Annotated in this window: 32 protein-coding genes and 1 pseudogene; 17 read left to right on the top strand and 16 right to left on the bottom strand. The window is 55.9% G+C overall.

Going from position 1 to position 22595, the window contains the following annotated elements; genetic code table 11:
- Nucleotides 1-77 precede the first annotated feature (77 nt).
- From ACIQV9_RS03990 to ACIQV9_RS04035, 10 genes and pseudogenes are all read right to left on the bottom strand, one after another.
- On the bottom strand, nucleotides 78-623 hold the full coding sequence (locus ACIQV9_RS03990) for a hypothetical protein (RefSeq protein ID WP_403098331.1): 546 nt from the start codon (nucleotides 621-623) through the stop codon (nucleotides 78-80).
- Nucleotides 620-1194, bottom strand: a pseudogene (locus ACIQV9_RS03995) (recombination protein NinG). The gene ACIQV9_RS03990 and the pseudogene ACIQV9_RS03995 overlap by 4 nt, the downstream one beginning before the upstream one ends.
- The gene (locus tag ACIQV9_RS04000) at nucleotides 1191-1661 is read right to left on the bottom strand and encodes a hypothetical protein (RefSeq protein WP_403098333.1); all 471 of its coding nucleotides are present in this window, start codon (nucleotides 1659-1661) and stop codon (nucleotides 1191-1193) included. The pseudogene ACIQV9_RS03995 and the gene ACIQV9_RS04000 overlap by 4 nt, the downstream one beginning before the upstream one ends.
- Complete coding sequence (locus ACIQV9_RS04005) at nucleotides 1658-1915, bottom strand: hypothetical protein (protein WP_403098335.1); 258 nt, start codon at nucleotides 1913-1915, stop codon at nucleotides 1658-1660. Before ACIQV9_RS04005 ends, ACIQV9_RS04000 begins: the two co-directional genes overlap by 4 nt.
- Nucleotides 1915-2295, bottom strand: a complete 381-nt coding sequence (locus ACIQV9_RS04010) for a phage protein NinX family protein (protein ID WP_403098337.1) — start codon at nucleotides 2293-2295, stop codon at nucleotides 1915-1917. The genes ACIQV9_RS04005 and ACIQV9_RS04010 overlap by 1 nt, the downstream gene beginning before the upstream one ends.
- A complete protein-coding gene (locus tag ACIQV9_RS04015; protein WP_403098339.1) occupies nucleotides 2295-3089 on the bottom strand; it encodes an ATP-binding protein in 795 nt (264 codons plus the stop codon). The genes ACIQV9_RS04010 and ACIQV9_RS04015 overlap by 1 nt, the downstream gene beginning before the upstream one ends.
- Nucleotides 3079-3861 (bottom strand): Pyocin large subunit-like protein, encoded by a 783-nt coding sequence (locus ACIQV9_RS04020; protein ID WP_403098341.1) that lies wholly within the window; start codon nucleotides 3859-3861, stop codon nucleotides 3079-3081. Before ACIQV9_RS04020 ends, ACIQV9_RS04015 begins: the two co-directional genes overlap by 11 nt.
- A complete protein-coding gene (locus tag ACIQV9_RS04025; RefSeq protein WP_403098614.1) occupies nucleotides 3861-4589 on the bottom strand; it encodes a Rha family transcriptional regulator in 729 nt (242 codons plus the stop codon). Before ACIQV9_RS04025 ends, ACIQV9_RS04020 begins: the two co-directional genes overlap by 1 nt.
- 148 nt (nucleotides 4590-4737) lie before the next feature.
- Nucleotides 4738-5160, bottom strand: coding sequence for a phage regulatory CII family protein (locus tag ACIQV9_RS04030; protein WP_403098343.1), 423 nt, complete (start codon nucleotides 5158-5160; stop codon nucleotides 4738-4740).
- 286 nt (nucleotides 5161-5446) lie between these two features.
- The gene (locus tag ACIQV9_RS04035) at nucleotides 5447-5683 is read right to left on the bottom strand and encodes a hypothetical protein (RefSeq protein WP_403098346.1); all 237 of its coding nucleotides are present in this window, start codon (nucleotides 5681-5683) and stop codon (nucleotides 5447-5449) included.
- Nucleotides 5684-5795: 112 nt separating this feature from the next.
- Here ACIQV9_RS04035 and ACIQV9_RS04040 point away from each other — a divergent pair, with 112 nt between their 5' ends.
- From ACIQV9_RS04040 to ACIQV9_RS04050, 3 genes are all read left to right on the top strand, one after another.
- Nucleotides 5796-6614 carry a helix-turn-helix transcriptional regulator gene (locus ACIQV9_RS04040; protein ID WP_403098616.1) on the top strand — a complete coding sequence of 273 codons (819 nt, stop codon included), beginning with the start codon at nucleotides 5796-5798 and terminating at the stop codon, nucleotides 6612-6614.
- A gap of 124 nt (nucleotides 6615-6738) precedes the next feature.
- Nucleotides 6739-7911, top strand: coding sequence for an ImmA/IrrE family metallo-endopeptidase (locus tag ACIQV9_RS04045; protein WP_403098349.1), 1173 nt, complete (start codon nucleotides 6739-6741; stop codon nucleotides 7909-7911).
- A 25-nt stretch (nucleotides 7912-7936) separates the two neighbouring features.
- Nucleotides 7937-8431: a DUF4411 family protein gene (locus ACIQV9_RS04050; protein ID WP_403098351.1), complete on the top strand. Its 495-nt coding sequence runs from the start codon at nucleotides 7937-7939 to the stop codon at nucleotides 8429-8431.
- 69 nt (nucleotides 8432-8500) lie between these two features.
- Here ACIQV9_RS04050 and ACIQV9_RS04055 read toward each other — a convergent pair whose 3' ends face one another.
- Entirely contained in the window at nucleotides 8501-8815 is a 315-nt protein-coding gene (locus ACIQV9_RS04055; protein ID WP_403098353.1) for a DUF1654 domain-containing protein, read from the bottom strand.
- A gap of 537 nt (nucleotides 8816-9352) precedes the next feature.
- Between ACIQV9_RS04055 and ACIQV9_RS04060 the strand changes: the two genes are divergently transcribed.
- The 10 genes from ACIQV9_RS04060 to ACIQV9_RS04105 all read left to right on the top strand — a co-directional run bounded on the left by ACIQV9_RS04060 (nucleotide 9353) and on the right by ACIQV9_RS04105 (nucleotide 14847).
- Entirely contained in the window at nucleotides 9353-9691 is a 339-nt protein-coding gene (locus tag ACIQV9_RS04060) for a hypothetical protein (RefSeq protein WP_403098355.1), read from the top strand.
- 356 nt (nucleotides 9692-10047) lie between these two features.
- Complete coding sequence (locus ACIQV9_RS04065) at nucleotides 10048-10296, top strand: hypothetical protein (RefSeq protein WP_403098357.1); 249 nt, start codon at nucleotides 10048-10050, stop codon at nucleotides 10294-10296.
- Nucleotides 10293-10526: a hypothetical protein gene (locus tag ACIQV9_RS04070; RefSeq protein WP_403098359.1), complete on the top strand. Its 234-nt coding sequence runs from the start codon at nucleotides 10293-10295 to the stop codon at nucleotides 10524-10526. Before ACIQV9_RS04065 ends, ACIQV9_RS04070 begins: the two co-directional genes overlap by 4 nt.
- Nucleotides 10523-10717 carry a hypothetical protein gene (locus ACIQV9_RS04075; RefSeq protein WP_403098361.1) on the top strand — a complete coding sequence of 65 codons (195 nt, stop codon included), beginning with the start codon at nucleotides 10523-10525 and terminating at the stop codon, nucleotides 10715-10717. The genes ACIQV9_RS04070 and ACIQV9_RS04075 overlap by 4 nt, the downstream gene beginning before the upstream one ends.
- A gap of 204 nt (nucleotides 10718-10921) precedes the next feature.
- Nucleotides 10922-12037, top strand: coding sequence for a hypothetical protein (locus tag ACIQV9_RS04080; protein WP_403098363.1), 1116 nt, complete (start codon nucleotides 10922-10924; stop codon nucleotides 12035-12037).
- Between the two features lie 53 nt (nucleotides 12038-12090).
- Nucleotides 12091-13080: a RecT family recombinase gene (locus ACIQV9_RS04085; RefSeq protein ID WP_403098365.1), complete on the top strand. Its 990-nt coding sequence runs from the start codon at nucleotides 12091-12093 to the stop codon at nucleotides 13078-13080.
- Nucleotides 13080-13742: a lambda exonuclease family protein gene (locus ACIQV9_RS04090; protein WP_403098367.1), complete on the top strand. Its 663-nt coding sequence runs from the start codon at nucleotides 13080-13082 to the stop codon at nucleotides 13740-13742. The genes ACIQV9_RS04085 and ACIQV9_RS04090 overlap by 1 nt, the downstream gene beginning before the upstream one ends.
- A 2-nt stretch (nucleotides 13743-13744) precedes the next feature.
- Complete coding sequence (locus tag ACIQV9_RS04095; RefSeq protein ID WP_403098369.1) at nucleotides 13745-13987, top strand: hypothetical protein; 243 nt, start codon at nucleotides 13745-13747, stop codon at nucleotides 13985-13987.
- A gap of 53 nt (nucleotides 13988-14040) precedes the next feature.
- On the top strand, nucleotides 14041-14445 hold the full coding sequence (locus ACIQV9_RS04100; protein ID WP_403098618.1) for a hypothetical protein: 405 nt from the start codon (nucleotides 14041-14043) through the stop codon (nucleotides 14443-14445).
- Nucleotides 14446-14520: 75 nt separating this feature from the next.
- Complete coding sequence (locus ACIQV9_RS04105) at nucleotides 14521-14847, top strand: hypothetical protein (RefSeq protein ID WP_403098371.1); 327 nt, start codon at nucleotides 14521-14523, stop codon at nucleotides 14845-14847.
- Nucleotides 14848-14985: 138 nt separating this feature from the next.
- Here the strand turns inward: ACIQV9_RS04105 and ACIQV9_RS04110 are convergent, their stop codons facing one another.
- The 4 genes from ACIQV9_RS04110 to ACIQV9_RS04125 all read right to left on the bottom strand — a co-directional run bounded on the left by ACIQV9_RS04110 (nucleotide 14986) and on the right by ACIQV9_RS04125 (nucleotide 17700).
- Nucleotides 14986-15744: a hypothetical protein gene (locus tag ACIQV9_RS04110; RefSeq protein ID WP_403098372.1), complete on the bottom strand. Its 759-nt coding sequence runs from the start codon at nucleotides 15742-15744 to the stop codon at nucleotides 14986-14988.
- A 201-nt stretch (nucleotides 15745-15945) separates the two neighbouring features.
- Nucleotides 15946-16605, bottom strand: coding sequence for a hypothetical protein (locus ACIQV9_RS04115; protein ID WP_403098374.1), 660 nt, complete (start codon nucleotides 16603-16605; stop codon nucleotides 15946-15948).
- A gap of 46 nt (nucleotides 16606-16651) precedes the next feature.
- A complete protein-coding gene (locus ACIQV9_RS04120) occupies nucleotides 16652-17038 on the bottom strand; it encodes a hypothetical protein (protein ID WP_403098376.1) in 387 nt (128 codons plus the stop codon).
- A gap of 8 nt (nucleotides 17039-17046) precedes the next feature.
- Nucleotides 17047-17700: a hypothetical protein gene (locus ACIQV9_RS04125; protein WP_403098378.1), complete on the bottom strand. Its 654-nt coding sequence runs from the start codon at nucleotides 17698-17700 to the stop codon at nucleotides 17047-17049.
- Between the two features lie 49 nt (nucleotides 17701-17749).
- Between ACIQV9_RS04125 and ACIQV9_RS04130 the strand changes: the two genes are divergently transcribed.
- Nucleotides 17750-19795 (top strand): DNA cytosine methyltransferase, encoded by a 2046-nt coding sequence (locus ACIQV9_RS04130; protein WP_403098380.1) that lies wholly within the window; start codon nucleotides 17750-17752, stop codon nucleotides 19793-19795.
- Between the two features lie 325 nt (nucleotides 19796-20120).
- On the top strand, nucleotides 20121-20735 hold the full coding sequence (locus ACIQV9_RS04135; protein WP_403098382.1) for a hypothetical protein: 615 nt from the start codon (nucleotides 20121-20123) through the stop codon (nucleotides 20733-20735).
- A gap of 369 nt (nucleotides 20736-21104) precedes the next feature.
- Here ACIQV9_RS04135 and ACIQV9_RS04140 read toward each other — a convergent pair whose 3' ends face one another.
- Nucleotides 21105-21326 (bottom strand): hypothetical protein, encoded by a 222-nt coding sequence (locus ACIQV9_RS04140; protein ID WP_403098384.1) that lies wholly within the window; start codon nucleotides 21324-21326, stop codon nucleotides 21105-21107.
- Between the two features lie 195 nt (nucleotides 21327-21521).
- Between ACIQV9_RS04140 and ACIQV9_RS04145 the strand changes: the two genes are divergently transcribed.
- Nucleotides 21522-22145 (top strand): hypothetical protein, encoded by a 624-nt coding sequence (locus tag ACIQV9_RS04145; RefSeq protein ID WP_403098386.1) that lies wholly within the window; start codon nucleotides 21522-21524, stop codon nucleotides 22143-22145.
- On the top strand, nucleotides 22142-22330 hold the full coding sequence (locus ACIQV9_RS04150; protein WP_403098388.1) for a hypothetical protein: 189 nt from the start codon (nucleotides 22142-22144) through the stop codon (nucleotides 22328-22330). The genes ACIQV9_RS04145 and ACIQV9_RS04150 overlap by 4 nt, the downstream gene beginning before the upstream one ends.
- Nucleotides 22331-22595 lie beyond the last annotated feature (265 nt).

A 22595-nucleotide genomic window follows, 5' to 3' on the forward strand; every position in this document is an offset into this window, starting at 1 on the left:
TGTCAATCCCTAACGCGCAAGATCGACAGGATGGGTAAATATTCTCTCACTTTCTCACTCAATGCAATGGCTATTTGCTACGCCGCGCAACTTTCGATCAAGCCCTCTGCATCCAACAGCTCCTGAGCCGCGGAAAGCGCCTCGTTCACCTGGTCATCCAGCGCCTGGCGGATGTTCGAACGCCACCGGTAACGGGTCGACTCAGGCTTGCCGTCGTTGTCCCAGTTGGTGATGTCGTACCACGCAGCAGGCAGGACAGCGGCGGAGCGCTTGCCTTCTGTCCCCGCCACCTGCGGGATTGCCCAAGTCAGCACTGCGCACTCACGGAAGCGTTTAGGCGCTGGCGATTGTGCCGTCTTGATCAGCTCAAGGATTGCCCCATGCTTGCGTTCGTCGTGGGTAGAGTACTTCGCCACCAAGGCCCGCCAGTGCGCAGCCGACAATGACTTGTGCAACCTGCCGAACACCCAGCAGTCAGTGAGGAATGCCGCCTCCTTGCCGACGATCTCCCCCTTCTGCTTTGCGCACTGCACCTTTGGCTCGAAATCGCAGCCGCCGGCGGAGTTGATGGTTTCGGCGGCGAGCGCCCGGACTACTGCGGATACCACGTTGCGATAGGTCATGCTGCTCTCCCCTTCAGCTCTCTTGTTTTTGCCCGGTAGTCGGCGGTCATCGCCTTCAGTTCTTCGGTGGTGTACTTCTTCGGCTCATGTGGGCCTTCCAACCACTCGACCTGCTCGGCGCCGATCCGCTTAACCAGCGCGATGCGGTAGTTCACGATGTTCCCGGACAGCTGGGTGTTGCACGGCGAGCACTGGCGGTGGCAATTCAGCGGCTCGAAGCGCAGCGCAGGGTTGCTGCCGACAGTGCGGTAGTGCCCGGCGTCGTACTTGCCCTGGTGGTGCCGGCCGCAACTGATGCAAGGCAGCTCGGCATCCCGCTCACGCACCCAGGCGTTGAAGGCGATCTGTGTGTCCTTGAAATGCTCGGCACGGCTCTTCAGCTTCTCCTTGCGGACCTTGATCTCTCTGCGCTGGACCTGGGCAAGCGACTTGCGCGCCCTCTCCTGGTTCACGTCCTTGATGGCCAGCCCGCACTTGGGGCTGCACACGGCTTGCCCGAGGCGCTGCGGTGGGAGCTGACGCCGCATGCCGGGTTTTTGCACGTCTTCGGCTTGGGTTGCTTGGCGATCATGCAGCCTCCTTGCTGAGCAAATCGGTGAAGACCACGCCTTGGCTGGTGAAGAAAGTGGCGATGCGGTCGGTGTACGCCACGCCCTGGGTGCGGTTGAAAAGGCTGGTAACGGGGAAGCCATCCGGGCCGAACAGCTTGCACTCGCCCATCATGGCCAGCTTCTCCTCGTAGGGCAGATGGCGCATGACCCGGTACCAGCCCGCCTGGAACCCTGCGTCCTCATTCAGCAAGATCTGCACGCCGAAGTGCAGCTTGCAGTAGCGACGGGCATCATCGGGCTCACCGATCTGGGTCATCTGGGCGATTCGCTTGTACATCCCGAACCACAACGAATTCTGATCGAGCGTGCGGTCCTTGCCCGGGCGAAGGGACACCACGACGAACTTCTTGTCCTTGTACATGGTGGTCAGGCTGGTGATGGCCTCGGTGAGCTTGGCCTGGCAGTTGACGCTGATCTTGTCGGTCATTGCCCGAACTCCTTCAACAATTGGCGCGCCCCCATGACGGCACCCTTGTCACCAGATGTTTTGCTGATATCGGAAAGGAAGTCGCGCATCCGCTTGTTCTCGGCCAGCAGTTCCAGCGTCACCTCCTCCACGGTCTTCTCGCCGAGGAATTCACCAAGCGCTTCAGCGTTCTGCTTCCACCCCCCGCAGTCAGCCTTCCAAGAAGCGACTTCACTCCACAGCAGCTTTTGGAGTTTTTGTTTGTCGAGGGTCATCACACCAACTCCTTTGGAACGCTGACGACTTCACCAAATTTGTTGGCGACGATGGCGCGGCAAATTGCAATGAGCGGGGTTGGTCCGCGCATGTAGATGGTTGGCTCGTTTGGCCGGGCCGGATAGGCATCCCAGACATCGTTGCTCAGCCAGCTATGGCATATGCGCCGACTGGAAATGAACGGTCCGGCGAGGCGCCAATCTGTCGAAGGGTTGAACCGGTAATCAATTGGCGCATCGATGTCCTCGATCACCCGCAGCTCGCCATCATCCGATATCGAGCCAGCCAGGTTCACCGGAACGCCCTCAACGAATGCGACCGCCCAATCCAGCGCGGACCCAATTAGTTTTGAAACCTTCACTTCGATCATGTCGTTCATCAGAAGCCCTCCTTGCCGCGCTGAGATTCCCACTCGAACGGAATGACGATCACCCCGCCCTCCCGTATGCGATCGACGCAACGCTCGCCCATGGCGGATGGCAGTGCCTTGCCGTCGAGGTTCGAGATGATCACCGTCGGGCGCATCTGCTCGTACCGGCCGTTGATGATTGCGAACAGCGTCGTCAGCTCGAAGTCGCTCGGGGTTTCCTTGCTCACACCGATCTCATCCAGGACGAGCAATGACGGAGCGATCAGGCCAGCCAGGATCATTCCTTCGGTGCGCTCGGTGCCGCCGCCATACGTGGACCTGATGTCGTGCAGGATTGAGCCGATCGTGCGGTACACGGCCGTGGCGGAGGTCTTGCGCATCAGTTCGTTGGCAATGGCCGTGCCCAAGTGAGTCTTGCCAGTGCCCGGCTTCCCGAGCATGAGCAGGCAGCGGCCAGACTCGGAGATCTGCGGGAATTCGGCTACGTACCGGCGGCAAGTCCCCAAAGCTTTGAGCTGTTCGGGCGTGGTGGCCACGTACCCGGCGAGCGTCTTGCCAGCGAAGCGCTTCGGGATCAGCGCTGAGCCGAGCTTTACGGAGAGCTCGTAGCGTTCGTGGATCTTGGCCTGCTCAGCCGCGTCTTCCTTCTCGATCCGCGAGCACTCAGGGCAGCCGATCTTGAACACCTTGCCGAAAATTACGTTCACAGTTTGCGGGAACTGGCCGTGGTCTTCGCAGATGCCAGTGGTCTTTTGTGGAGCAGGCGCGCTGCTCGGCATGGCGATTACTTTTTCAGATCGCATAGGTGCCGTCCTCCCGCTGAGTCAGGCCGGCGGTGTAGTCGCGGGCAGCGAAGCCGGTGTGACGGGATTGCGGGAACTGGTGCACGTTGCTCGGTCCCTTCTCAGGGAAGATCCCGGTCCAGCCGTTGGCGATCGAGGTGGCGAGGACCTGGTCGGGCGCAGCGTGTCCCACCAGCGCCTTGGCCTGCTGCTCACAGCTCTTGGCGGTCAACGGCTTGCGGATTTCCTTGCGGTGCTGACACCAGTCCGCCCAGGCCTTATCGGATACGTTTGCTGGCCTGACGGTCAAGGGATCGAACTTCGCAGACTTCGCCGGTGCGCCAGCACCTTGCTTTTGATCTTGTTCTTTCTTCTCTTCTCTTCTCTTCTCTTCTCTGGTCCGCAAACTGTCCGCATCGCTTGCGGACACATTGCGGACATTGTTGTTTTTCCGGTCGTTGCGTTTGCGCTCGGAGTCGTTTGCGCGGCGCTTGGCACTGGCCCCGTTGTGCTCGTCAAAGCGAGGCATTACAAGGCTTCCGCCGTCTTCAATGGCTGCCCACTCAACGTCAACCATGGCTTGAGTGAAGCCCGGCCAGCCGATTACTGCATCCATCGCGTCGACGCTGTAACCGTGCAGGACACCATCGTCTGAATGGGTGTCGAAGATGCTCCAGGCGATGTGCAGTCCGCCAATGATCCGAAGTCTGTCCGCTTGCAATGCGGACACCATGCGGAAAACTTTCGGATGGGTCTGAAGGTCGATTCGCATTTTGATCCAGTCTCCGGCCATTACTTGCTGCCTTTGCCGATCAGGTCGGCCAGTTCGCGGAAGCGATCGACGTACCAATGCGGCTGCGTCTCGCGGGGGGATTGGGGGTTGGTGAGGTTTTTGCCGTAGGCCAGGCCCTTCTCGGTTACGCACCAGAAATCGACCATCACCTGCTTGGAGTTCTTGCGCTGGAGCTGCTTGAGGAAGCCCTTGGCGGCCAGCGCACGGTTGAATGCCGCCGGCGCGACTCGGATGCCGTTGTCTTTGAGCAAGGCCGTGGCCGATTTGGTGGGCATCGAGGAGCCGCCGGCAGCATCTGGCGCGGCGTCGACGGCGTAACCTGGGAGAAACTTCGGGTCCAGCCCGTTGTTCTGGGCGATCTTCGTGAGCATGGCCATCTGGCAAGACGGCGCAGGCTTCAGCAGGCGTGTGAAGCACTCCATGATGGCGATCTCGCCAACGACCTTGGTGCCATTGAGCAGAACCTGCTCGCGGGCGCCCTGCTGCTGTTCCAGCTCGCGCCAGCGGCGAATCACCTTCATGCGCATCGGTGCGCTGTAGCCGGTAAGCAGGCAGTCGGTGTGCTCGCGATCAAGCAGATATTGAAGCTGCTCACGATTTCGGCCGTCCAAATAGATGTCCTCAAATCTGAGGAGATCGACTTTCAGGTCTTTCAGCATGGCGGCGATGTCGCGCAACACATTGTCGTGGCGCTTGCCAGTGACGTTCGCGATCTCTCGGGAGGACATCGTGGTGTGCGACACGTTTTCGGAATTAACAAAACGTGTCGCGACATGGTTCGGGGTATTGCTTGAATTGAGTTGGCTCTGCATAATCGGCCTCACAAGTGTTATCGAATCAGCCGACCTCGACCGTCGGCTTTTTTGTGTCTGAAATTCAGGCGGCTTTCACCGACGCATCCATCACATCCAGGCTCTGCCGGACATGGTTGATTTCTTGGCGGATCATGGTTTTTTCCAAAGTGCTGACGTGGTCATCGTCGAGCGCCTCGTGCACCGCGATGGTCAGATCGGCCACTTCCTTGCCGACGTTGATCAAGGATTTGGTCAGTGCCTGAGGCTCAGGAGCTGACTTAGCGACCAGGTCGAAACCAAACTCGTTGGCCAAGGCCAGCAGCGGGCGCATATCACCGGTGTGCAGCAAGACCCCGAACAGATGCTCCACCGTCAGGTGGTGCGCATCGTTGTCGGGGTTGGCGCGCTGGAGCAGGCCAACGTGCGGAACGCCCATCTTTGCCGCCAATGCTTTGGCTTCGTTATCCAGAACAGCGCTTTGGCAGGCCCGCAGAAAATCTTCCATTCGTAAAACCTCAAATTTGTTTCTGTGGTGGCTTTACGCCAACAAAGCGATGATCTGTTCATCAGCTGATCAGGGACTCATCCATGACCACTCATTCCGAATTACAAGGCGAGATAACCGCCCTTTGCTGCTTAGTGGTTGCCTTGGCTTCCACCCTTCCCTTGTCGTCTCAGCTCAGGCTGTGGCCTGCGTTTGAGCGGGTTGTCGCACCTCTGCGTGATCGAGTGGGCGGAGAAGAGCTACGAGGTTTTGAGCTCGCGACCGTTTCGCTTGCCTCGCAGCGTGGTTAGGCAGCGCCGCGCAAAACTTTGTGGGCGAGGTTGACCAAGTCGGGGCGAAGGCCTGCGATCGTGATCTCGTTTTCGGAGGCGTCCTGAAGGCGCTCAGCAAGCTCTGCAGAGGCTTTGCGATGACCACCTGCAAGCTGCCAAAGATGGCCAACAGTGGTTTTGGCTCCGGCCGCAACTGTCTGCCGCCGATCGTTAGTGGCGCTGGCTAACCAGTCGCGAAGATGGTCATTCATGGTGGTTCTCCTTACACTTAGCTGAAATTTAGCTTAGGGCTAATTTCATAGCAAGGAATATTTAGCTGTGAGCACATTTAGCATTGAGCTAAACGCTGGCATTCTTGCGCGCATGGATATCTATGCGATTCGCAAACACCAGTTGATCAAGCTGATCGGCAGCCAAAAGAAAGGCTCCTGCGCGGAGCGCTGGAATATGGCACCTGCCCACCTGAGCCAAATCCTCTCGGACAAGACGGCGAAGAATCTGGGCGATGATGTAGCTCGGCGAATAGAGGCTATCGAGGGACTACCTAGAGGTTGGTTCGATTCGATTCCGGCCGGAGAGGAAAGCAGCCCTACGCAAACGTCCAATGAGGAAATGGTTGTTTCTGCCTCTGACCAGGTGAAACAAATGCTCGCCAAGGTCAAGGGGCTTTCGAACGATGTTCGGGACCGGATTGTTGCCGCCGCCGATGCAACGAGCAACGTCATCACCGTAGATTTTTCTCGGCCAGGCCAGGTCGGTGATGAGGTATGGATTGCGCACTACGACGTGCGCGCCGCAATGGGTGGGGGTCAGATCCCCCACGAATACCCAGAAATGCTTCAGGACATAAGGGTCAGCCCCAAACACCTGCGCGAGATGGGCGTCACGTTCAAAGAGCACTTTCATCTCAAAATGATCACTGGATGGGGGCAGTCGATGGCGCCGACGATCAAGGATCGAGACCCCCTACTAGTCGACATCACGATTAGGGAATTCACCGGGGATGGTATCTACCTCTTCTCCCACGATGAAATGCTGTACGTGAAGCGCCTTCAGAAGAAAGGCAAGGACCGCTTCAAAATGATCTCCGACAATAAACATCACGACGCCGAGGACATCCGAGTGGACGACACCCACATCCTGGCTCGGGTGCTTTACGTGTGGAACGGACAACCGGTGTAATCTCGTAGCTCTTTAGAAAAGACAAATGCGCTTGCGATGAGCGGTAATGCAAGCCAGTATCGAATACCTGAAACCGCTGTGATAATGGATGATCAAAATGTTGATGGAGCTAAGGCGGTGAGTCATGCCAGGAATTAACCCTAAGGTGCTGATCTGGGCCAGGGAAAGTGCCGGCCTGACGGTAGCGAAGGCGGCCAAATCCTTGGCTCTGGGTGGTACAAAGTCCAGCCCCGAACAAGCACTGCTGCAGTATGAGCAGGGAGGCAAGGAGGTTTCTCGCGCCCTACTTACGAAGATGGCTTCCACGTACCGGCGCCCCCTATTAGTTTTCTATCTGCCCGAACCTCCGGCTGCGGCCGAAAAAGGGGAAGATTTCCGAACCGTTCCTGAAGAAATAAGATTAGAGAGCAAAGGTAGTTTAGATGCTCTCGTTCGCGATATATATGTTAGGAAGGAACTTATTAAAGACCTTCTCAATGATATTGAAGAGGCTCAGCCTAAGCATTTTGTCAACAGCTTAAAATTGGAGTTAAGCGTTCAAAGTGCGGCAACTGTACTTTCCGAACTTATAGAATTTGATTTAACAGCCTTCAGGAAGCTCCCAAAGCCGGAAGACGCTTTCTCTTACCTGCGAAAAAGAGTAGAGAGCATAGGCGTGTTCGTATTGCTTATTGGAAATCTTGGAAGTCACCACACCAATATCCCGGTCGAGGCGTTTCGCGGATTTGCACTCGCGGATGAGGTGGCACCAATTGTTGTCATAAATGATCAAGATGCACCCGCAGCAAGATCCTTCACGCTATTACATGAGTTATCCCATATCCTCTTGGGGGCTACAGGCCTGAGCGGCAGTAGAGCTGAAGCCAGGATCGAGCGGTACTGCAATGATATTGCTAGTTTGATATTGATGCCTGCAGGTGAAATTGAGGCCATTAACTGGCCAATTGATAATGAAGAAAGGTTGATTCAGGCGGTATCTAGCCGAGGGCGAAGTATAAACGTCAGTGGTTCAATGGTCGCGTACCGCCTCTTCTCTGCTGGAATTATCAGCATCGATATGTGGACAAAAGTCTCAGAGAAGCTAAGGAAATTATGGTTGATGCAAAAGGCCGCGAGCAAGGAAGACCGTGAAGACGGAAGCGGACCAAGCTATTACGTAGTTAGGCGCCACAAAGTCGGCGGAGCCCTATTAGATCTAGTTAATAGAACCATGCGCGAAGGCGCGTTGACCGCAACGAAAGCTAGTAAAGTGCTGGGCGTGAAGCCAGCTAACGTTTACAACTTGGTTGGCATATAAGATGGCAGATGACAGGAAGCTTTTCTTGCTGGACGCAAACACGCTGATCACCTCTCAAGGCGTATATTACCCGCAGGCCATGGTGCCTGAGCTATGGTCCTGGCTTCTTCACCAAGGCGTGTCCGGCAGAGTAAAAATGCCGATTGAAATTTATGAAGAGGTAATCGCGGGTAAAGATGACCCGCTGACAAAATGGATAAAAAGTCCGGAGGTTAAGGCGCACATTGTGCTGGGCGAAAACGCGAACCCGGCTAGAGTCGCGCAAGTGACGTATAAAGGCTACGCGCCAGACCTCAACGAAACCGAGCTTGCATATATCGGGCGGGACCCGTTTTTGATTTCCTATGCCCTTGAGGCTCCAGATAGATGCGTAGTCTCATTAGAGGCCTCCAAGCCCTCGACCAAGCGCCAGAACCGTCGAGTCCCGGATGTGTGCAAGGCACTTGGGGCTGATTGCTGCGATGTCTTCGGAATGATGCGGGCTTTGGGTTTTCATACTGGCTGGCAAAAAAAGCTGTAGCACCGACGCTCATCGTCCTCAGAATGCTCAAAAAAGCAGCCCGCCATCGTGCGGGCTTTTTGTGGTCTATCAGAAAGGCGCCGCCTCTTCTTCTGGCTCAAACACAACCTCTCCCCTCCTCGTCGCCTCGACCTCCTGCTGCTCCCACCTCACCGTCACGCTGCCATCGTCATTGAGCGTCATATCTATGCCGTCCGTTTCGGATAGCAAGCCGATCACCTCCTTCCACTCCCGATCTCCGTCCGCGTCCAGGCGATGGATCGTCACCCAGCGCTGAATCTGCGCTACGGGATGATTGATCATTTCTGAGACCCTCAGTCCAAGCTTTTCAAGGCCTGACGGCGGCACCCTCTTCTCTTGTGTTTGTGCATTCGGCTTAGACATTACCGGCTCCTTTATCACTGTATATATGTACAGTTATCGGACGAGCATAGCGTAGTGCTAAACGAGAGGTAAAGGCACAGGCGCGAAAATTCTTACACCACGAAATGAGTCGGATCAAACATCTAGCCATCCAGACCATGTCTGGTTTTTTTCGTAAAGCTAAATTTATTTAGCTCTGAGCTATTGACGTATTTTTAGCTTGAGGCTAAATTTGTTTCAACGCCAACGAACAGAACGGCGCTAGGGCCTCAACACCCGCCGCTCTTTAACAGCTCAGGATCCTCGCCATCGACTACCCCGGGTTTCAGCCGGTAAGCGCGAGCAACAAATAGTCGATGCCACGCCAGCTCTGGAACTGGCCGTGCTCACCAGATGTGAGTACGCGAAACCACGCAAGCCAGCCGTACCAGCACCGAACACGAAATGTGCGACGACGGCCAGAGATATGCATCCGGCGGTGCGCGTGGTGGAGAAACGGAATTTTTCACTGATGCACCTGGTGACGGGTGCATTGGGAAAACAACCGGAGACAGCAGAATGCAAATCAACCAGCAGAAAACGGCGCAGGTCGACGTGACCGAGCTGCACCTGCACATCAAGGTACGAGACGGCTTCGCTGCCGGGCTGAAGGATGCACAGGGCGAAGAAGTGGGGAGTTACGAAGGCTACGTGCCGGACTTCTTCCCAAGCGATCACTACGGCGACTACCTGATCCTCAACATCGACCTGGAACTGGCCAGATCAAGAACTGGAAGAAGCCAACCGCTGGTGACATCGAAAAGATGCTCGCTCAAGGCGAAGAAGACTGATCGAAGGCATCACCTCTGCCCATTCAATGAGTGGGTAGACGGATGCGGACGAAACTGCAGCCTATAACCGCCCACCTGCATCAATCCCAGAATCGGTTGTTATCGAGCGCTGGCGAACTGAACACGGCCGTGGAACTCGGCGCCGGAGACGTGACCGGCAAGCAGATGCGGCGTTGAAAGCTGGGTTGAACGCTTCGGCGGCCCTGGAGAAACGCAGGTTAATACGGCGCCAGATAATGCTGGTTGCCCCTCCGAGCGGTCGTCCCGAAAGGGTCCGCTCTCGCCGAATTCGCGCCCGGCCATCTGCACCCACCCTTCCCAACCAAACCCGCATGCACTCCCCTCCGCGCCCAACGGCAACCAGCGGAACAGATGAGTGGAGCCGAGTTTGTTGGATCTACACCGCCGCTCTTGGAGGCGAACATGTCAACCAGCTATGCAGACAGTGCGCAGGCCCGAGAGTGGGACAGGCGCTACGACGCTTGGGGTCGCGAGAAGAAAGCGAAACCCGAGGAGCTCCATGATTACGAAGCTGAATCACTCAAGCGCACTCAGGCACTGGCTGACCGTAAAGATCGGATGGCGGAGGAACGCAAAAGCCTGAAGCGGCGCATTGGCGCAACCATGGCGCAAATGGAAATGGTGTGTCCGCCAAAAGGAGGCGCAGCGTGAGTATTCAACAGCGCGACCACGATACGGCGGTCACCTGGATCGAGGGCGAGATCAGCAACATGATCCGCGACTTGGGCAAGCCAAACGCCAGTTCGGCGGCAACGTCGTGCATCACCCTCGCTTACATGCTGCGCGTCATCAACGACGGCGAACATCGTCATTACCGGGCGCGCATCGATCAGATCTACGCCTCCTTCAACGCATCAAACAAGCAGGGAGCTGCAGCATGACCACACCACCAGTTAAATCACTGATCGACGAGCAGCTCGACGAGATCGAATCGAAGCTGGTCCTGCTGGGTTTCGGCCTGCCGTTCAACGAGGTGATTGGCAAGTCTCGCGAAGCTCTGGTCGCCAGCTTGCCGCGCCGGCTGGCTGCAACCATGAAAGGCGGCCGGATCGCGGTGAGGATTCGGCCATGACTTCCTATCAGCGAGCAAAGCGCTTTTGGTTCTGGCGCGGTTCAGCCATCGCCCTGCTCTTCTTCACTGCCTGGATGCTGGCAAGCGCCTACTCCGGCCAGATCACTCAATAACCCCTCACACCTTTAAAGGCTGCGCACCACGCGGCAAGGAACTGTCATGTCCGCAAATACCAAACAAGCACTCGCGCAAGACTCGCTGGAAATGAGCGAAACCGAGGACGCGAAAAAAATTGTAGTCCCTGCGGTTGCCGTCACCGACATCGCCGAATATCGGCCGCACGAAGAACAGATCGTTCGTCTTGAAACCACTTACGCGAAGCTTGTCGTTGACTGCTCCACCAACGAAGGCTTGGCGAATGCGAAGGAAGTTCGCGTCGATATTCGCGACGTGCGCTATGCCCTAGCGAACACCACCAAAACGGCGCTCGTGCCTTATCAGCAGAAAGTCAAAGAAGCCCAGGCTCGCGTCAACCAGGTTAAGGAGTTCGGCGAGGCGCTGAAGGATCGTGTGTTGGCGATTGAAGCGCCTGTCGACGAAGCGATTAAGGCCGAGGAAAAACGCGTAGCTGACGCCAAAGCCGAACGCGAGCGTGTCGAGGCTGAACGCGTCGAAGCCATCCGGGCGAAGATTACCCGCTTCAGCTCTGTCGCTGCCGCCTATGCAAGCCGTAGCGCTGCCGATATCGCCGACATCCTGCAAGGCGTCAAGGTGTCGGTGATCCTGCCCGAAGAATATGCCGAGTTCGAAGCTGAAGGCACCATCGCTCGCGACAACGCTATTGAGCAGCTGGAAACACTGCACAAGTCTGCCGTTGAGCGAGAAGAAGCTGCCGCCAGGCTGCTGGCCCAGCAGAAAGAACTCGACGAGCTGCGCGAGAAGCAACGCATTGCCGACGCTGAAGCTGAGGAGCTGCGCAAGCAGCGGGCCGAGGAAGACCGACTGCGTTTGAAGAAGCAGCAGGACGATCTGGACCAGCAGCGCCGCGACATGGAAGCACAGCAACGCCAACAGCGTGAGCAGCAGGAAGAGCAACAGCGCCAGCAGCGCGAACGTGACGCACAGTATCAACGTGACCAGGAAGAACTGGCCCGTCTGCGCGCCCAAGCTGCCGCACCGGCTCCAGTCACCCCAGTGGCTACCCAAGTGGTCGCAGAGAAGTTCGAAGTCACGCCTATCAGCACACATGCGGCTGTTGCTGAGTCCGACGACGTAACTACGACCGCCCCATCGGTTGACGACATTGTCGAGGTTGTAGCCCTGGGCTTCGACGTGGACCTCGACACTGCTCGCGCCTGGCTTCAAGCCATCCGCTTCTAACCACCCTTTCCATCTAACGGCCGACACATTCCTTGTCGGCCACGGAGAGCGCAATGACTGACTCAGACACTCAAGCACCAACTGGCCTCGCCACGTACCACGATCCATCGCACAACGCTGCAGCGCTCATTCTTGATCCAGGCACCATGAAGTCGATGAGCGACCTGGCGCTGATGATGTCGAAGGGCGTGACAACAGTCCCCAAGCATCTGAAAGGCAATCAGGCTGACTGCATGGCGGTTGTGCTGCAAGCAATGCAGTGGCAGATGAACCCTTTCGCTGTTGCGCAGAAGACGTTCATCGTCAACGGCGGTGCATTGAGCTATGAGGCGCAGCTCGTCAACGCAGTGATCACCGCCAAGGCGCCCGTCAAAGGTCGCTTGAACTTCGAATGGTTCGGTGCCTGGGAAAACGTCATCGGGAAGATGCGCGAAGTCACCAGCCGGACCAAGAAGGACGAGGACACTGGCGAGTTCAAGAAGTACCGCGTTCCCGGATGGAGCTTTGACGATGAGAAGGGCCTCGGCATAAAAGTTTGGGCCACTTTCAAAGGTGAAGATGAGCCACGTGTTCTGGATCTTCTGCTCACCCAGGTCCGCACGCGAAACTCTACGCTTTGGGCGGAAGACCCCAAGCAGCAGATTGCCTACCTGGTAACTAAAAAATGGGCGCGACTCTTCTGCCCTGACGTCATCCTCGGCGTCTATACGCCCGATGAGTTCGAAGACTCTTACGGCAGCGAAATCGACATCACCCCTGCGAAGCAGGCTTCAAACACCGCTGCCGCTGCTGGTGTGTCGTTCGGTCCGAAATCCCCCTCGCCGGAAATCGACGGAGTATTCGCAGACCTTTTGGTCGTCGCGAAGCGGCAGGACATCGAAGCCTATGCGGCAGCCTGGGCAGGCCTCAAGCCCAAGCAGCGTGCGGCTATCGGCCTTGAATGCCACGAAGCGCTCAAGGCCATGGCGGCAACCGTTGATGGCGACTTCACCGAAATCACAGGCAATCACGGCGGTCTGTCTCAGGCCGAGGAAGCGGCGTAGTGAGAACGGAACTTCAGGGCACCGAGAAGTGGCATGCAGACCGATCTGGCCGCGTGACCGCCAGCCGGTTTAAAGACGTGATGGCCTGGGGCAAGCCTGACAAAAATGGGAAGCGCGAGCCAATGGGTGCACGCACCTCATACATGCGCGAACTGTGCTTTGAGCGTCTGGCAAAGAAGTCCAAGCACAACGTCAGCAGCGCTTCCATGAAGTGGGGTCACACCGAAGAACAGAAGGCTCAGGACGCCTACGAGATGCTGACCGGCAACATCGTCATGCCGTCAGAATTCATCGTTCACCCGAAGTACGACTGGCTCGGCTGTTCGCCAGACGGGCTGATCAACGACGACGGGGGCACCGAGTCGAAGTGCCCTTTCAATGAGGCGATACACGTCAGGACCTGGCTCGAAGGCATGCCCGAGGAACACATGCCTCAGGTACAGGGCTGCATGCTCGTTACCGGCCGGAAATGGTGGGACTTCCTGTCGTTCGACTCTCGCCAAGATGAGGAGTGTCAGCTGTACATCGAGACGATTCACCGCGACGAAGAATACATCGCCAACCTCCACAAAGAGCTAGTCCAGTTCAATCTGGAACTGAATCGCATGGTTGATGAAGTCGCGGACAAAGCCAGGGCGCAAGCCCATCGTTTAGGAGCCTGATCATGATCAGCAACCTGAAATACGACATCGAGTTCCGGCGTGAGAAGGCGCTGGAGCTTTCCAGCCAGGTCGAACAACACCTGGCCGCGGGCGGGCGCTTTTCCAGATCCGAGCCCGCCAATATCAATCCGGAGCCGGTTGAGCGCTCCAAAAATATCGACCCCGGAACCATCCTCAAGCGCCGTCGGCCCGCCATCAGTGCCGCTGAGCGCAAGGCACTGCGGAAACTCGCGGAGGCATTATGAGCAAGCGCAAACCGCACAACCTCAAGGCCCGCATCGACTGATCGTGTCGTTCGCTGTTGGCCACCAACCACGTCGCCGTGGTGAACATCGACCCCAGCGGTCACCAGGGCATGATCAATTACAAGTCGTTGAAGAACATCGCGCCCGGGAAGATTGGCCAGGCCGTGTGTGGCATTGCCCACCGCTGGACGATCTACCTCAGCGCGCTCTGCATTGATGCCCACGGCGATCGCTACAGCAAGTCAATTGAGGTGGCGCCCGACGGCGTCTATCTCTCCGACCATCTAGAAGAGATGATCGAGCATTGCTACAAGAAGCTGCGCGACTCCGCTAATCAAAGCCAGATGATGGCGTCGGGTTGGATCGCTATTCCTGAATCCTTGTCGCTCGACGAGGCCCAGGCAGCGCGGGTTTTTGAAGCGGTTGGAGCCTGGAATCAGGTCAAGGTAGCAGCGTGAGACGCTTCCGCACCCAACAACGAAAAAGGCAAACCTGGCTGGCGTTGCCGGCCAGTGGATTAGAAGAGGTTGGCCATGGCCAAGAGTGGGCAAGAACGATCCGCCAAAGCGGCCGAGAAGCGCAGCCAGTACGACGAGAAGGAGCTGCGGCACCGGTTACGGCTCGGCACCCGGCAGAAGCTTGATGAGCTGATGGCCTGGAACAGCATCGAGGAAATCAACGAGGCGGTGCAGAACCTCATTCTGAACGCTCACGCGCTCGGGCCGACGTTGTCATTCCAAGCGATTGAAAGTCCGCGCCACAAGGTGCAGATAAGCAAAAACGTGGCGCGTATGTTTCGGAATGAAAGTTTGGCCGAGTTAAAGCGCGACCCTGGCGACGACATCAGCGAGCCAGAGTGATAGCGTTCTATCGTTGCGTCCGGCCACCGAATGTAACGATTTTATTATAAGGCGTAGGAACAACCCACACTCCACCTGTGACTTATGGAGTCAAGCGTGCCAAAACAGCGCTATGCAATAAATCTAGCCTATATGGTTTCAAATCATCATCCGCCGCGCCGGCGAGATATTCATTTTGAAATACGCTAAAAACAACGATTTTTGATTTTCAGAAAAGATCATTACATAAAATAGAAGTAGCTTTTCGGCAGATGACATTTGGGCAAAAACTGCACGCATTGCAAACTCCATATTGTCTTTACCCTGCGCATTCTCAACTACGTACTGCACCAAAAACAGCATAGACTCTATATAACTCGCAATTGCCAGCCAATAGTGCTTTTTCCACTTAGCAAACTCCGGAATCAACCTTTCATACATCTCCGAGCCTTTCCCTCGCCCGGCGTTACTAAAGAACTCTTCTTGCAGCCTATTCAACGCATATGCTATTGCACGATGACCTTCATATGCGACTGTGCTTTGGTTAACAGAGGCGCGAACAAATTTTACTGAAGATACTGCACTATGGCTCAGCGCAAGTAATTGAAAGAGACGAGAATCAAATAACGCCTCATCATGCCTTTCTTCAGATTTTTTACTTTCCGATTGCTGTGAGCGCAACGTCACCATTAAACCTACCAGAGCAAAAAATGATAATAACGGATTTAGAACCCCGCCAAAATAATCACCGAATTGACCCCACACTGCTTGATCGGTAGATTTAACCGATGGAAAGTTTGAAAAATAGTTAATTGAGACTGCAAGTATTAAGGCGATAGCAAGTAGCACGGCAATGACTAAAAGATGCAAAGCTAAATAATTTTTCAATTGCAACCACATCTGCCCAATATTTTTCATATAACCACCCTAGAAATATCATTCAATAGTAACGACCCTACACCATCCCCAATACTATCGCATCCGGTCATGGAGAGCGGCGCGCGCAGCGGAGTCAGTTCGATCCGCCAGCATGTCGCGACCGGAAATCATCGTCACTGAAAAGCAGTCGAGACAGCTTGAGCAGTTCGCCAAGACTGGGGTCGAGGCAAACAACTAACCCTATCGCGGTTTCACTTCCCGACAGAATTTTGTTAGGCCTATATCATTAATAACAACAGGGGCAATTTCGATTTTTTCTCTTGGAGCCCATATCGCCCTAACTTCAAATTGTCCCGAGAACTCTTCTTCTTGTATAAAAGACGGGTGCCTACCATCTCCCGACGCACTCCATTCTTCTGTTCTCGTGCGGTAATGAACCGCCTCTATTGCAACAAACCTTACAGGGACAATTTCATTAAGCGCGGAAGTAATGCGATCATAGAACGCATTACCGTTGTACAGCTCATAACAAGAATCCGCACTACCAAATTCGGACATTATAGATTTTGAGGAGTACGCAGAAGTGCAATAAATAAAGCAATCTTCAGAAAATCCTCGCCTTCTAGCTGGCGAGTTAATCATCGTGATGTGCTTGGCAGACTCCGGATCAGCTATCCTCATGGACACCATAGCTGCAATATCTTCCTCGCTCGGCCCATCTGGAAAATGAAAATTCCGACGTATTATTTTGGTACCCTCTGTTGGATCTGCAATGCCCTGCTTGTGCTCAGAACTTCGAAAATCAAATAGTGTACCTATCCGAACATTTCCCATATTGAAAAATGATTCAAGGTATTTTCTTTCTGAAAACTTATACGTACTCCGAAGCTCACAATGCATGTATAAATCCTTTTAAGTACTGAAGTGCCTTACTATTGCGCAATTTTCAAGCAGATCGCTTTATTCTATACGCATCGAATAACTGCCAGATTGAACTATTAAACTTCTGAACCTCGTTTGCGCTTGCTGTCTCGTCACGTATGGAGTTGGAAATCGCTGAGACATAGTTCCATGGCACACCGGCGAGGTCGTCAGCGAATTCAGAACATTTGACGCCTTCTATTGCCGTGAGTGCGTGCTGTGCACGCTGAAGAGATGAGCCGTCATAAGTAGCCAGTCTCTCCACGGCATCTGTAAGTTTGAATAGTGCGTCGTTCGAAATACTCATCACGTCTCCTTCGTTCAGCCCATCACCGGGCCGAACACAAATACCCCACTTCAACGAATCACGCCAGTGAACGGGTAGTTTTTGCTTCGTCACAACGGTTTTCATGAGATAAACTATCCTACCAGTTTCGCTTTCAGGAGTTTTTCAAGCGTAAGAAATGAGGATTCTACTTCATCACCAAACGCGTCTTCGGCGCCCAGCCTACTTCTTAATACTGTTCGTCTAGCATTGAAAAACTCCAAATGGTCTTGCCTTTCATCAGCAGGTTCATCCGGGTCTATTGTCAGCAATCTCAAGCCGGCATAATCCTCATATTCATCCTTTAACAATTCAATACGACGAAAGCAGCGAACAACGCCCCTACCCCACAGCGCCTCAGCCTCAAACATTGAAACGGAGAGAGCGGTATACTCCCTGTTAAAACTTTCAATCCTACGTTTAAAACCTAGCTGCTGACGCTTAAATCGATCAGTTGGACTGGTTGTAAAAACAGGATCTCCTTCCTCCCTTACTTCGTGTGAATATATCGCCGGGCTTCGTGCGTGGTAGAATGCTTTTTTGAACTTATACATTTCTATAAGCATTCTCCGAGATAGTTCATGGTCATTAGCTCCTCTTATTTGCCTTTTCCATGTTGCAAGACCAATTACCGCTACAGACGAAGCAGCTATTACCCCTAGCGCAGCAAATACAGTTCCAACGATGGAAAAAACATCCTTTGTTAAAGACCAGTCAACATCTGTAATCGATAAACAAAAAAAACTCATCCCTGTTCCCCCATAAATTCAGATCGCAATATACCTGCGAGGAACCCGCATGTCCGCACAACAGAAGAAACACCCCTTCGATTTCAAAACTCAATACGGACTCGGCTTCAGCACTCAGGACGATGAGATCGTTGTCGACTTCTTCTGTGGTGGTGGCGGCGCCGGTACCGGGTTGGAGATGGGGCTGGGCCGCGCGGTGAATGTCGCGAAGAACCACAGCCCTCAGGCGATCAGCATGCACACCGTCAATCACCCTAGCGCCGTGCACTACACCACCGACGTGTTCGATGGTGATCCGGATACGGAGTGCGGCGGCAAGGCCGTTGGCTGGTTCCACATGTCACCTGACTGCACGCACCACAGCCAGGCGGCTGGCGGCCAGCCGCGCAAGCGTGAGATTCGCAACCTGTCGTGGATTGGCCTGAAGTGGGCTGGCAAGAAGAAGCCCCGCGTCATCAGCCTAGAGAACGTGAAGCAGATCCTCCAGTGGGGGCCGCTGATTGCTAAGCGCTGCAAGGCGACTGGCCGCGTAATGAAGCTGGGCGGCGCCATTGCCGAGCCGGGTGAAGTCGTCCCGGTCCACCAGCAGTTCCTGGTGCCTGACCCGAAGCGGCGCGGACAGACCTGGGCAACATTTGTCGGTGAGCTGCAACACCTCGGCTATGTCGTTGAGTGGCGCGTCATTAAGGCCTGCGACTTCGGCGCACCAACTAGCCGCGAACGCCTGTTCATGATCGCCCGGTGCGACGGCGAACCGATTGTCTGGCCAGCGCCAACCCATGCCAAGCACCCGGTGAAGGGCCAGCTGAAGTGGCGCACCGCCGCTGAATGCATCGACTGGACCATCCCGAGCAAAAGCATCTTCGACCGGCCGAAGCCACTGGCACCAGCCACCCTTCGCCGGATTGCCAAGGGCATGAAGAAGTTCGTCATCGATGCCGCTGACTCGTTCATCGTGCCAATCGCGAACTGGTCCGGTGAAAGCGTGCAGTCAGCGCACGACCCGCTGCGCACCGTGACCTCTTGGCCGCGCGGCGGATCGTTCGCCATGGCCAGCCCGATCATCGCGCCAGCCACACACCAGGGTAGCGACCGCATTAACGATCCACACGCCCCACTGCCGACGGTGACCTGCGCCAACCGCGGCGAACTGACGCTGATCAGCCCGGTGCTGGTCGGTGCCGGTGGACCGGAATACTCAGGCAAGCCGGTTGCCGTCGATCAGCCGGCCGGGACTCTGATGACCCAGAACCATCGCGCGATCGCCGCGGCGCACCTGGTGAAGTTCCGGTTTGCTGATGAAGGCAAGGCACTCGATGAACCACTGCCGACCATCACAAGCGGCGGCAACTATCAGCGCCCGGCCGGCGCCGCGCACGCCATGGGTATCTCGACGGTGTTCATGGCCCAGATGAATGGCGGCTTCAACACCACCGACGCCAAGAGCATCGAAGACCCCATGACCACGGTGACCAACACCGGCAGCCAGCAGCAACTGGTAACCGCCAACCTGGTGCACCTGCGCGGCAACTGCGACGCCCGAGATACTGCCGACCCGCTGCACACCATCAGCGCCGGTGGCACCCACCACGGACTGGTCACCGCATTCATGGAGCGTCAGTTTGGCGCCAGCGTTGGCCAGGCGCTGGATGAGCCCGCGCCAACCATCACGGCAGGCGGTGGCGGAAAGAGCTCGTTGGTTGAGTTCCAGCTTTCGCCGGAGGTTGAAGCCGGTGCACTGCGCGTCGCGGCATTCCTTATCAGCTACTACGGCACCGAGAACATGAGCGCCGCCGACGCACCAACGCCAACGATCACTACCAAGGATCGACTCGGCTTGGTCACCGTCACCATCAAGGGCACGCCCTACGTGATCGTCGACATCTGTCTGCGAATGCTTCAACCGGCCGAGCTGTACAAGGCTCAGGGCTTCCCCGCCGACTACATCATCAGCCACGGCGCCGACGGCAAACCGTTCACCAAGACCCAGCAAGTCCACATGTGCGGCAACAGCGTCAGCCCTCCGCCGATGGCCGCGCTCGCCCGGGCGAACGACCCTTGGCGAGTTGCCGAACGGCACCCCGTCGCCGCTTAAACATCGATCAGACGAGGTGCTTGGGTCGAATCAATGGTCGGAATCGTTCCAAAGCCTTGGTGTTGCTCGATCCACTTGCGAGTCAGATCTACGTCGAAGCGCCAGCCGTGTGCATGCATCAGCACTAGCGCCGTACCAGAGATTCGATAGTGCCCGCAATTTGGACAAACTCTTTCCTCGTAGTCCCCACCCGGATCTACATCCTTTGCTGGCTCGCCGCAAATCAAGCAAGTCATGAACTTCCCCTTTTGACTGATCGCTCAACTGTAGCCGAGATCCCAACCAACACTCCACCGCCCGGGCATGACCCGGCATAGGACGCCCCATGCCCACAGAAAACAATATCGCTGAACCGGAACCGAGTCTGGCGACCGGCCACAACCTGGACGCCGCGACCTGGACTGACTTCGTCCAGCGCCTGCGCTACGACTGCATCGGCCCGCGCACCAATGACCATTGCACCAGTGCCGCACTGTTCAAGGTCGAGAATCGCAAGATCATTTACGGCCTGGACATGGACTACACCGACAAGCTGGTCGTCTATTGCGATGACTGGAAGTGGTTCAGCCCACAGGAATACTGGAAGGATTGCGATCGCGGTGCCAAAGCCAAGTTGAACAAGCTGATGCAGGAATGGGCCAGCTGTCAGTTCATGAAGGCAGAGCGGAGCGACCAATGGCATGTGCTCGGCGAGTTGCCCCAACACACCGTCACCGGATGGGAGGAGGAATGGGAGTACGTCAATTGCCATTTCACCTATGCCGCGGCCGAGGCGTTCATCAACCGCAAGAAGCACGACTACCGCGAACTTCGGATTTACGTCGACTCGCAGTACTGGTGCTGGGAGTTTGAAACCATCAAAGCGGCGATCCTCAACGGCACGCTGACCTACACGCCGAAGGTGGCAGCATCAATCGCATCGACCTCAGCGAGCCAATAAAGAAACGTTGTAATCGTAGGTCGATATCAACGGCATTGCGCCGTCGTGCCGAGCCGTCTTGAGCCATTGCCTTGTTCGTTCAACGTCGAAGGATTCGTTCTTGAGCCTCGTCTTCGCAACAAGGTTCGCGGAGACCCTAAAGTGTCCACACCCGGCCGAGCATTTGATCTCGGACCAGCATCCTTCCATGTGAACAATTTTAGAAGCAGCCTGACAAATTAAGCATTGCATGTCCGATCTCCATTTCGATGACTTACCTACTGTAGCCCAACTTCGGCAACGCCCTACCCGACCTCAACTAGACGCCCTGCAGGTGCGCCTGAACGCGGCGGCTCAGCGGATTGATGAGCTGAGCGCCAATCTCTGCGCTTATTGTGTTGAGAGCCCTTGCAGTTCAACGGCCTCGAACAGATAACCCTGCAGCTCCCCCATTAATCGGAAGTAAGAGAAGCTAGCCTCCGCTTCCGACTTGGTTTCAAAGGCTTCCGCCTCCTCGGGTGTCTTGCAGCGATAACGAAAACCATCGCGGTCTATTGCCTCGCCAAAGAAGGTATCTCCGTCCGGGCTTGTAAGCATCACTACCCAAGCCATATCTGCCCCCCTAACCGAATGGAATGAGATCCCATTAGCTTTGCTCCGCAGCGGCCCACAGCCATTGAGGAGCAGAAAACCCTTGGATGGTTGAGTACCACGTTGCCAGATGATTCATGCCGGGTGACCACCGGTCAGCATTAAATTATCCCATCCCCCTTCAAAGTCAGCCGCTATAGCGGCAAAGGAACAGTCATGCCTGAAATCAAGGAACGGCCGATCTCGTTCTCGGCCCCGATGGTGCGCGCCATCCTGGAAGGCCGGAAGACAGTCACGCGGAGGGCGGTGAATCCGCAGCCAGTGCTAACCGAAGGCTCGGGCATTTCGTGGAAAGGCCATCTGTTCGGTTGCGGATCTGACGATCGCGAGACCGCCCGCAACTTCTCCAAACATTGCTGCCCCTTCGGCAAGCCCGGCGACCGGCTGTGGGTGCGAGAGACTTGGGCCCGCGCTGGCAATGGTGACCCGGGCTATCTGACTTACCGGGCGACCTACCCAGCTTGCCTGCCTCCGGATCTGGAAAACATCCCGCCGGCGACCGACATCCGCTGGAAGCCCAGCATCCACATGTTCCGGCGTGACAGTCGCATCCTGCTGGAGATAACCGACGTCCGTGTCGAGCGGTTGCAGGACATCAGCCGATCTGACATTCGAGCCGAGGGTCTTGAGTGTCCGGCCGAACTGGCTAGCGACGACGTAACGCCCAACTATCGGGACTGGTATCCGGCGGCATGGCGGGAGTTGTGGGAATCCACCGGCGGCAACTGGGACGCGAACCCATGGGTATGGGTCGTCGAGTTCAAGAAGGTGACGCCATGAGCAAGCAAGTCATTTTGACAGGGAAAGCCGTCGTGAGCTTTCGCAAGATTTACAACAGTATGACCGATGATGAGATTGAGTACCTGCGAGCCAGCAACGACTTGCGCGAAGCCCAGATCGACGAGGACGACCTGCTCAGCATCGAATGGATTCACGACGGCGTCGATATGCAGGTGACGCCATGATCATCCCAGTCTATGCCCTCGCCTACATGGCCTGGCTCATCTACTCGGGGCCACGGCGATAACCTCAGGTTTACCTCTTCCCCTTTGCCCAGCTACAAACCACCAAGACAATCCCGGGGATCCATAGGCCTGGCGCAGTGATAGCAATGCCGCAGATAGCCAACACCAGTCCGGTTAAAAACAACGGATTTCGAAATACCCTTTCCATAGCCCCTCTCCTTAATTTCTCTTATTTAACCACAGTGCCTGCCGGTGAACGGCGATC

The organism is Pseudomonas sp. NPDC099000, from assembly GCF_044759925.1.
Lineage (GTDB): Bacteria > Pseudomonadota > Gammaproteobacteria > Pseudomonadales > Pseudomonadaceae > Aquipseudomonas.

Bases quoted from the DNA above. Each gene is read 5' to 3' on its own strand.
- ACIQV9_RS04145 (WP_403098386.1), top strand. From the start codon at position 21,522: ATGCCTGAAATCAAGGAACGGCCGATCTCGTTCTCGGCCCCGATGGTG.
- ACIQV9_RS04055 (WP_403098353.1), bottom strand. From the start codon at position 8,815: ATGTCTAAGCCGAATGCACAAACACAAGAGAAGAGGGTGCCGCCGTCA.
- ACIQV9_RS04045 (WP_403098349.1), top strand. From the start codon at position 6,739: ATGCCAGGAATTAACCCTAAGGTGCTGATCTGGGCCAGGGAAAGTGCC.
- ACIQV9_RS04060 (WP_403098355.1), top strand. From the start codon at position 9,353: ATGCAAATCAACCAGCAGAAAACGGCGCAGGTCGACGTGACCGAGCTG.
- ACIQV9_RS04040 (WP_403098616.1), top strand. From the start codon at position 5,796: ATGGATATCTATGCGATTCGCAAACACCAGTTGATCAAGCTGATCGGC.
- ACIQV9_RS04150 (WP_403098388.1), top strand. From the start codon at position 22,142: ATGAGCAAGCAAGTCATTTTGACAGGGAAAGCCGTCGTGAGCTTTCGC.
- ACIQV9_RS04010 (WP_403098337.1), bottom strand. From the start codon at position 2,295: ATGAACGACATGATCGAAGTGAAGGTTTCAAAACTAATTGGGTCCGCG.
- ACIQV9_RS04000 (WP_403098333.1), bottom strand. From the start codon at position 1,661: ATGACCGACAAGATCAGCGTCAACTGCCAGGCCAAGCTCACCGAGGCC.
- ACIQV9_RS04005 (WP_403098335.1), bottom strand. From the start codon at position 1,915: ATGACCCTCGACAAACAAAAACTCCAAAAGCTGCTGTGGAGTGAAGTC.
- ACIQV9_RS04130 (WP_403098380.1), top strand. From the start codon at position 17,750: ATGTCCGCACAACAGAAGAAACACCCCTTCGATTTCAAAACTCAATAC.
- ACIQV9_RS04125 (WP_403098378.1), bottom strand. From the start codon at position 17,700: ATGAGTTTTTTTTGTTTATCGATTACAGATGTTGACTGGTCTTTAACA.
- ACIQV9_RS04025 (WP_403098614.1), bottom strand. From the start codon at position 4,589: ATGTCCTCCCGAGAGATCGCGAACGTCACTGGCAAGCGCCACGACAAT.
- ACIQV9_RS04030 (WP_403098343.1), bottom strand. From the start codon at position 5,160: ATGGAAGATTTTCTGCGGGCCTGCCAAAGCGCTGTTCTGGATAACGAA.
- ACIQV9_RS04095 (WP_403098369.1), top strand. From the start codon at position 13,745: ATGATCAGCAACCTGAAATACGACATCGAGTTCCGGCGTGAGAAGGCG.
- ACIQV9_RS04035 (WP_403098346.1), bottom strand. From the start codon at position 5,683: ATGAATGACCATCTTCGCGACTGGTTAGCCAGCGCCACTAACGATCGG.
- ACIQV9_RS04015 (WP_403098339.1), bottom strand. From the start codon at position 3,089: ATGCGATCTGAAAAAGTAATCGCCATGCCGAGCAGCGCGCCTGCTCCA.
- ACIQV9_RS03990 (WP_403098331.1), bottom strand. From the start codon at position 623: ATGACCTATCGCAACGTGGTATCCGCAGTAGTCCGGGCGCTCGCCGCC.
- ACIQV9_RS04110 (WP_403098372.1), bottom strand. From the start codon at position 15,744: ATGAAAAATATTGGGCAGATGTGGTTGCAATTGAAAAATTATTTAGCT.
- ACIQV9_RS04115 (WP_403098374.1), bottom strand. From the start codon at position 16,605: ATGCATTGTGAGCTTCGGAGTACGTATAAGTTTTCAGAAAGAAAATAC.
- ACIQV9_RS04135 (WP_403098382.1), top strand. From the start codon at position 20,121: ATGCCCACAGAAAACAATATCGCTGAACCGGAACCGAGTCTGGCGACC.
- ACIQV9_RS04105 (WP_403098371.1), top strand. From the start codon at position 14,521: ATGGCCAAGAGTGGGCAAGAACGATCCGCCAAAGCGGCCGAGAAGCGC.
- ACIQV9_RS04020 (WP_403098341.1), bottom strand. From the start codon at position 3,861: ATGGCCGGAGACTGGATCAAAATGCGAATCGACCTTCAGACCCATCCG.
- ACIQV9_RS04140 (WP_403098384.1), bottom strand. From the start codon at position 21,326: ATGGCTTGGGTAGTGATGCTTACAAGCCCGGACGGAGATACCTTCTTT.
- ACIQV9_RS04075 (WP_403098361.1), top strand. From the start codon at position 10,523: ATGACCACACCACCAGTTAAATCACTGATCGACGAGCAGCTCGACGAG.
- ACIQV9_RS04120 (WP_403098376.1), bottom strand. From the start codon at position 17,038: ATGAAAACCGTTGTGACGAAGCAAAAACTACCCGTTCACTGGCGTGAT.
- ACIQV9_RS04065 (WP_403098357.1), top strand. From the start codon at position 10,048: ATGTCAACCAGCTATGCAGACAGTGCGCAGGCCCGAGAGTGGGACAGG.
- ACIQV9_RS04085 (WP_403098365.1), top strand. From the start codon at position 12,091: ATGACTGACTCAGACACTCAAGCACCAACTGGCCTCGCCACGTACCAC.
- ACIQV9_RS04080 (WP_403098363.1), top strand. From the start codon at position 10,922: ATGAGCGAAACCGAGGACGCGAAAAAAATTGTAGTCCCTGCGGTTGCC.